Annotated in this window: 5 protein-coding genes, 1 tRNA gene and 1 pseudogene; 3 read left to right on the forward strand and 4 right to left on the reverse strand. The window is 53.6% G+C overall.

Annotated elements, in window-relative coordinates:
• On the reverse strand, positions 1-67 hold a 67-nt coding region (locus tag CINSTRO3249_RS18060; RefSeq protein WP_143146884.1), incomplete at its 3' end, for an IS1 family transposase.
• Positions 68-587: 520 nt separating this feature from the next.
• Positions 588-1,592 carry a nucleoid-associated protein YejK gene (gene yejK / locus CINSTRO3249_RS11690; protein ID WP_074013408.1) on the reverse strand — a complete coding sequence of 335 codons (1,005 nt, stop codon included), beginning with the start codon at positions 1,590-1,592 and terminating at the stop codon, positions 588-590.
• 182 nt (positions 1,593-1,774) lie between these two features.
• Here yejK and CINSTRO3249_RS11695 point away from each other — a divergent pair, with 182 nt between their 5' ends.
• The 3 genes and pseudogenes from CINSTRO3249_RS11695 (at position 1,775) to CINSTRO3249_RS11705 (ending at position 3,953) form a co-directional block, all read left to right on the forward strand.
• Entirely contained in the window at positions 1,775-2,002 is a 228-nt protein-coding gene (locus CINSTRO3249_RS11695; RefSeq protein ID WP_074013409.1) for a YejL family protein, read from the forward strand.
• 20 nt (positions 2,003-2,022) lie between these two features.
• A pseudogene (yejM, locus tag CINSTRO3249_RS11700) lies at positions 2,023-3,798 on the forward strand (LPS biosynthesis-modulating metalloenzyme YejM).
• A gap of 78 nt (positions 3,799-3,876) precedes the next feature.
• Positions 3,877-3,953 (forward strand) — tRNA-Pro (locus tag CINSTRO3249_RS11705).
• 97 nt (positions 3,954-4,050) lie between these two features.
• Here CINSTRO3249_RS11705 and CINSTRO3249_RS11710 read toward each other — a convergent pair.
• Both CINSTRO3249_RS11710 and CINSTRO3249_RS11715 read right to left on the reverse strand, forming a co-directional pair.
• On the reverse strand, positions 4,051-4,485 hold the full coding sequence (locus tag CINSTRO3249_RS11710) for a GlcG/HbpS family heme-binding protein (RefSeq protein ID WP_074013410.1): 435 nt from the start codon (positions 4,483-4,485) through the stop codon (positions 4,051-4,053).
• A gap of 82 nt (positions 4,486-4,567) precedes the next feature.
• The coding region (locus CINSTRO3249_RS11715; RefSeq protein ID WP_254304357.1) for a flagellar biosynthesis protein FlhF at positions 4,568-5,927 on the reverse strand (1,360 nt) is incomplete at its 5' end.

Raw genomic sequence — 5,927 nt, forward strand, 5'->3', positions numbered from 1 at the left:
GACTAAGGCCATGTCGATAAATTTCATCTGAATGGCAGCGAGGACAATGAACAGAAACTGTAACCACGTGGAAACCTCAAATAGAGGCAGAATATCACAAAAGTCAACTATTTGAAGGCATTACCGATTGTTTTATCGTGATGTTGGTTATAATACTTACCTGCAACGCTATTTTGCAGTGCGACTGATGACATGGGCATTCTTAACCTCCTGGTTTTAGCAAACTCCATTTCATGATTAGTCGTATTAAGGCGCAGAGCACCTGACAAAGAATATAAATTGCCAATACACATTATTCCTGCCAAAACGTTTCATCAAAAAACAAGGCCGTAATAAATGCTAACGCGGGATATCTCGCGTTATACAGTCAAATTAACAAGGCGCCTGGAATGCTATATTTCGCAGCAAGGTAGCATAGCGTAATTCGATATTGCAACAAAAACGTGACAACCTGAAAGCCTACTGGCGTAATTAACGGCCATTCGCTTTCAGGCCCGTTATTGATGAATGACTTGCACGGCGGCCAAAAAACGCTGTCAGCTTAAACCACCGCAATATATTTAACGGTAGTTTAAGGTATGACCCTGTTATTTCCCGTTCTGACGACGGGTCAATTGATCGCGCAAATTCGGCGGCGTTCCTTTGATAGTCAAGGTGTCGGTCGCGGGATCCCAGAAAATACGCTCGCCGAGCAACTGTGCGTCGAAATTGAGCGTTACGCCACCGCCGCTACCGGCATATTTGGTGAGCTGGCGCAGCGTGCCGCGATCGGCTGGGAACGTTTCCTCCAGCGCATACCCCTGTTCACTGGAGAACGCCTGGAAAGTTTTGTCACTCACCGGCACCAAGGTGGCGGACAGTTCCGCCAGCGCGATCTCCTCGCCGGCCTGCAGTTGCTCTTTGCAATAGCTGTGAACCTGCTGGCGAACCTCTTGCCGTTGGTGATTATCCAGCGCCGCATCGGCGCAATAGTCATCCACCGCCTGCAGCAGGCCACGGTTTTGCGCCTTGGTGTCCAAGCCCTCGACTGCCGCGAGAAAGTCCATAAAGAAATCCGAAACTTTCCGGCCCACACGCCCTTTCAGAAACGTCAAATAGCGTTTGGAGGCCGGCTGGGTTTCCCATTCGGTCAAATCGATACGCGCCACGATATCCGCATGGTGAATATCCAGGTATTGGGTACTGCTGATATCCAGCTGTTCATTCACCCGCATGCTCTGGCAGGTACCGAGCACCGCGATGATTAAATACTCGACCGCCAGGTAACGATACTGGCAAAACAGGACAGTGCCGCCTTCGGCAAACGGGTATTGCGCCAGCTCATCGCGCAATCGCCCCGTGGCGGCGCGGCTGAAGGCAAGAAAATTCTCATCCCCCCGCCGGCAACCGCGTAGTGCATCCGCCAGTTCACTCTCGGGCGTGAAAACGCCATAGGCCTTGCTCTTGGCGCTGTAAACCCGGTGCAGCTCGGCCATCATCTCTTCCACCGCCGGCGAGACAGCAAGCGGGGAATCGCGCAGCACCAGTTCTAGCGTCTGTTCATCGCGCTTAATCATTTGATGCAGTGCAATCTGGTCAATATCCAGACTCATGTTCTATTCTCCATTCTGGTCAGGTGCGTATTCAAACACCGAAACGCTCGCCGCTGCAACTGTGTTGCCACCGCCGCGACCGAAGGCTGAAACGCTACAAGGGTCAGAAACGATAAAAGTGCGGAAAAAGGGGAGTTGATACGGTAAGATACCGGACTTTGACAGGCCACATAGATGATATTATGCCACAAGCATCCCGTTACAGTGACGAACAGATAGAAGTACTGCTTGCCGAACTGGCTGCAGTACTGGAAAAACATCATACGCCGACCGATCTCGCGCTGATGGTCTTGGGGAATATGGTCACGCATGTGATTAACACCCGCGTCGCGCCGGAGATGCGCAATACGCTGGTTAAATCGTTCACCGACGCACTGCACGCCTCGGTGCCGCTTCCCGATACGCATTAAGCACAAGCCAAAACACAGCTATGGTGACAAAGAGTCAGCGCTACCGTGACAAAGTATCCCAAATGATCAGTTGGGGTCACTGGTTCGCCCTTTTCAATATCCTGCTCAGCCTCGGGCTGGGCAGTCGCTATTTGTTTGTCGCGGACTGGCCCGGCTCGCTGGCGGGCCGACTTTACGCGTTCGCCAGCTGGCTTGGTCATTTCAGTTTTCTCGGCTTCACCTTGTATCTGCTGGTGGTGTTTCCCCTCACCTTTGTGGTGATGTCGCAGCGGTTATTACGTTTTTTGTCCGCCATTATCGCCACCGCGGGCCTGACGCTGCTGCTGGTGGACAGTGAGGTCTTCACCCGTTTCCATCAGCACCTCAATCCAATGGTGTGGGAACTGGTGATAAACCCGGATCAGGCCGAGCTGGCCCGCGACTGGCAACTGATGTTTATCGGCATTCCGGTGATATTCCTGGTGGAAATGCTGTTTGGCACCTGGAGCTGGCAAAAACTGCGCAGCCTCAATCGCTATAATATCGGCAAACCGGTAACCACGCTGTTTATTGCCGCCTTTTGCGCCTCACATGTGGCCTATATCTGGGCGGATGCCAATTTTTACCGCCCTATTACCATGCAACGCGCCAATCTGCCGCTGTCTTATCCGATGACCGCGCGCCGGTTTCTGGAACGCCACGGCCTGCTTGATGCAGAGGCCTTCGAGCGGCGGCTGGTTCAGCAGGGCAACCCTGAAGCGGCGGCGGTAGAGTACCCCTTGAGTCCGGTGAGCTTCAGCGACAAGGGCAGCGGCCTGAATCTGCTCATCATTACCACCGGCATGCTGCGCAATGACACCTTGGACCAGCAGATGCCGACCCTTGCGCGCTTTGCCGAACAAAACGCCCGTTTCACCCAGCACTACAGCACCGGCAATCAGGTGGATACCGGCCTGTTCGGGCTGTTTTACGGTATTTCGGCTTCCTATCTCGACGGGATCCTGGCCACGCGCAAATCCTCGGCGCTATTGGACGCCCTGAACAAACAGGGGTACCAGCTCAGCCTGTTCGCCTCCGACGGTTTTCGCGATCCCCTTTATCGCCAGGCGCTGTTGACCGATTTCACGCTGCCGGAGCCCGTCAGGCAGACGGACGCGCAAACCGCCAAACAGTGGCAGCAATGGCGCGACAGCTACAGCGGCACCTCGCCGTGGTTCTCTTATGTGTCATTTAATGGCACTAACGTCAGCGCCAGTTTGGCAAACACGCCGGATCTTACCCGCCGTTATCAGCAAGGGGCGCAGCGTCTGGATAATACCCTGGGGCAAATGCTGGACACGCTGCGCGAACGCGGCGATCTGGATAATACCGTGGTGGTCATCACCGCCGCCACCGGGCTGGAATTAGATGATAACGGCAGCGGACGGCGCGAGAGCGGCACCCGTTTCAACCGCGCGCAGTTGCAGGTGCCGCTGGTGGTGCATTGGCCCGGCACGCCGCAGCAGGTGGTGACCAAACTGACCAACCATAACGACGTGACCGTGACGCTCATGCAGCGTCTGTTACATGCCAGCAATCGCGTCAGCGATTACGCCCAAGGGTAAGATCTGTTCGCCCCGCGCCGCCGCAATGATTGGGTGCTGAGCGCGGACAGACACCAGTTGGCAATCACCACGCCGCATGAAACTCTGCTGCTGGAAAATAACGGCAGTTACCGCACCTTCGACGTCAACGGCAAGGAGTTATACCAGCAAAAACCGCAGCTGACGCTGCTGCTGCAGGTGCTGACGAATGAAAAACGCTTTATTGCCAACTAAACGCTTAAAACTAAAGCAGTCGTTCAGGTCGGCTATTGCAATCATGGCAAGAACGGGTAGTATAAGCGCCCATGAGTTCGGCATGTAGCGCAGCCTGGTAGCGCACCGTCATGGGGTGTCGGGGGTCGGAGGTTCGAATCCTCTCATGCCGACCAATTCATCCCGAGGAAAACCAATCACTTGTGATTGGTTTTTTTTCGTCTTTGGTTAGCATGCGGTCGATACACGGCGGCGGGTTGGCCAACGTCGCCGTTAGCCGAAGCGTAGTGCCCATGACTCGGCCACGGCAATATCCGTTGCAACCGGCAAGCCGCTGATTCCAATGGCGCCAACCACCGTGCCCTGCCGGCGAATCGGCATACCGCCCGGCATCGGCAATAGCATGGCGTCATTCAATACCCCGAGAGTCATAGCACCGCACTGCACCTCTTCGGACACTTGACGGGTGCTGCGCCGCAACATCAGCGCCGTATAGGCTTTACGCTGGGCCAGTAACCGCGGCAGCGGCGGACAGTTGTGATGGGCGCCGAACGCCACCAGCTCGCCGTAGCAGCCCACGACCGCCACCGCCAGCCCGTGCGTAGCGGGGTCGGAGGCCGTCGACGCAAGGAGATCGGCCACTATCTTGACCGCCGCAATATCGCCGAGGGTATAGCGCGGACTGAAAGCCGGGCTATCCATTGCCATGGGGGATAGTCTCCTGGATACGCTGATACAGTCCGTCCAATTCCTTTTTTTGCCTCGCCGTCAGGGCATAGGTATCTACACATCAGGGAGGAGGCTTAAGAGCAACTCTCGCTAAATGAGTAAGTTCTTTCAGACTATATTCCGATAATAATTTTAGTGTATTCAACAAGATGGATAGGCCAGCGAGCAGAGCAGGAGCGCTCTCTCTGCGGCCTCGCTTTTGCTGTCGTCCTGACAAGCGACATATCAGCTGGCGGGCTGCCGCATTTTCTTCTCCTTCAGCGCGTTGCAGCCGCCATACCAGAACAGCAGCCATACTGGCTATTAACAACCTGCGTAGTACGGCTGGCGCGCTGCGCTGAAGCCATGTTTCTACGTCATGTCCGGCACCTTTCAGCAACTTAAAAAATGATTCAATATTCCAGCGCCAGTAATACCAACGAGCTACTTCCTCGCAGGTGATCTCGCTGCAAACGTTTGTAAGCAGCGTCCAGCGTCCCACCACATTACCGAGATCATCCGTAAGCCGAACAACAACCAATCTGACCGTCAGAGGCTCTCCAGGTTGGATTTTTATGCGGCGGCCGGTTTCTTTATCTTTACGCTTCTGCTGCGCAGCTCGGGTTATGACTATCGAGGTTTCACTGATTTCCATATCAGCTTTTTTCCCTTTCCAGTCTACCTGTCCGCATCCGTTGTATGGCAGAAGAGCAGCAATCTCACCAATTTTCAATGAATTACCTTGCCACTCTGCACCATGTCCTTCTTTTCCTCGGATAAGCCAGCATATTCCTTGAGTACTCAACGTCCGCATATGTCCAATAGAGTCACCCTCTCTATCAATTATATGAATCAGCTTTTTACCTATATTAAGCGATTCCACACGGGCAATATCGGTCGTCAAGGCGTCCATATGTGTCTGCCGTTCGGACAGTCCTTCCGCCAACGTTGAATGACAACCGGTTGCATCGGTAAGTGTCTGAGATAGAGGCGCTATTGGCAAACCCGTGCCAGCATCAACCAGCAAGCTGCTTTGAAGTTCATATCCAACATCGCCACCGTGCGTCATTTTTAAGCGTCCGTATTTGGCATGATGGTAAAGAAATTGTAAACGTGACCAATCATGAACAACGAGAGCGTATGGATGCGGGCTAAGCGAAATTTGCTCAAGTGCTAGCGAAATAATTGGCTCATTGAGTTGACTGAAGCTAATTCGCTTATTATTCAGAAAACGCCAGACAGCTTGGGTAGTTGCGAAAGTTGATTTTTGAGCACTTGCGAGGTCTTTAACCGCAGAAGCAAGAAGAGCCGCGGGCGTCATATGCTGTTTAACCAGCGTCTGATATCGGCGGGTAAGGCGAGAGTCAATCCCGCCAACAGATAGGTTGAAATCATTCTGCAAAGTAATAACAGGTATCACGATAAATGTGTAGATACCTATG

Origin of the sequence: Candidatus Sodalis sp. SoCistrobi, from assembly GCF_900143145.1 — a bacterium.
Classification (GTDB): Bacteria; Pseudomonadota; Gammaproteobacteria; order Enterobacterales; family Enterobacteriaceae; genus SoCistrobi.

Coding starts and splice junctions, on each gene's coding strand:
- yejK (WP_074013408.1), bottom strand. CDS start 1,592: ATGAGTCTGGATATTGACCAGATTGCACTGCATCAAATGATTAAGCGC.
- CINSTRO3249_RS11695 (WP_074013409.1), top strand. CDS start 1,775: ATGCCACAAGCATCCCGTTACAGTGACGAACAGATAGAAGTACTGCTT.
- CINSTRO3249_RS11710 (WP_074013410.1), bottom strand. CDS start 4,485: ATGGCAATGGATAGCCCGGCTTTCAGTCCGCGCTATACCCTCGGCGAT.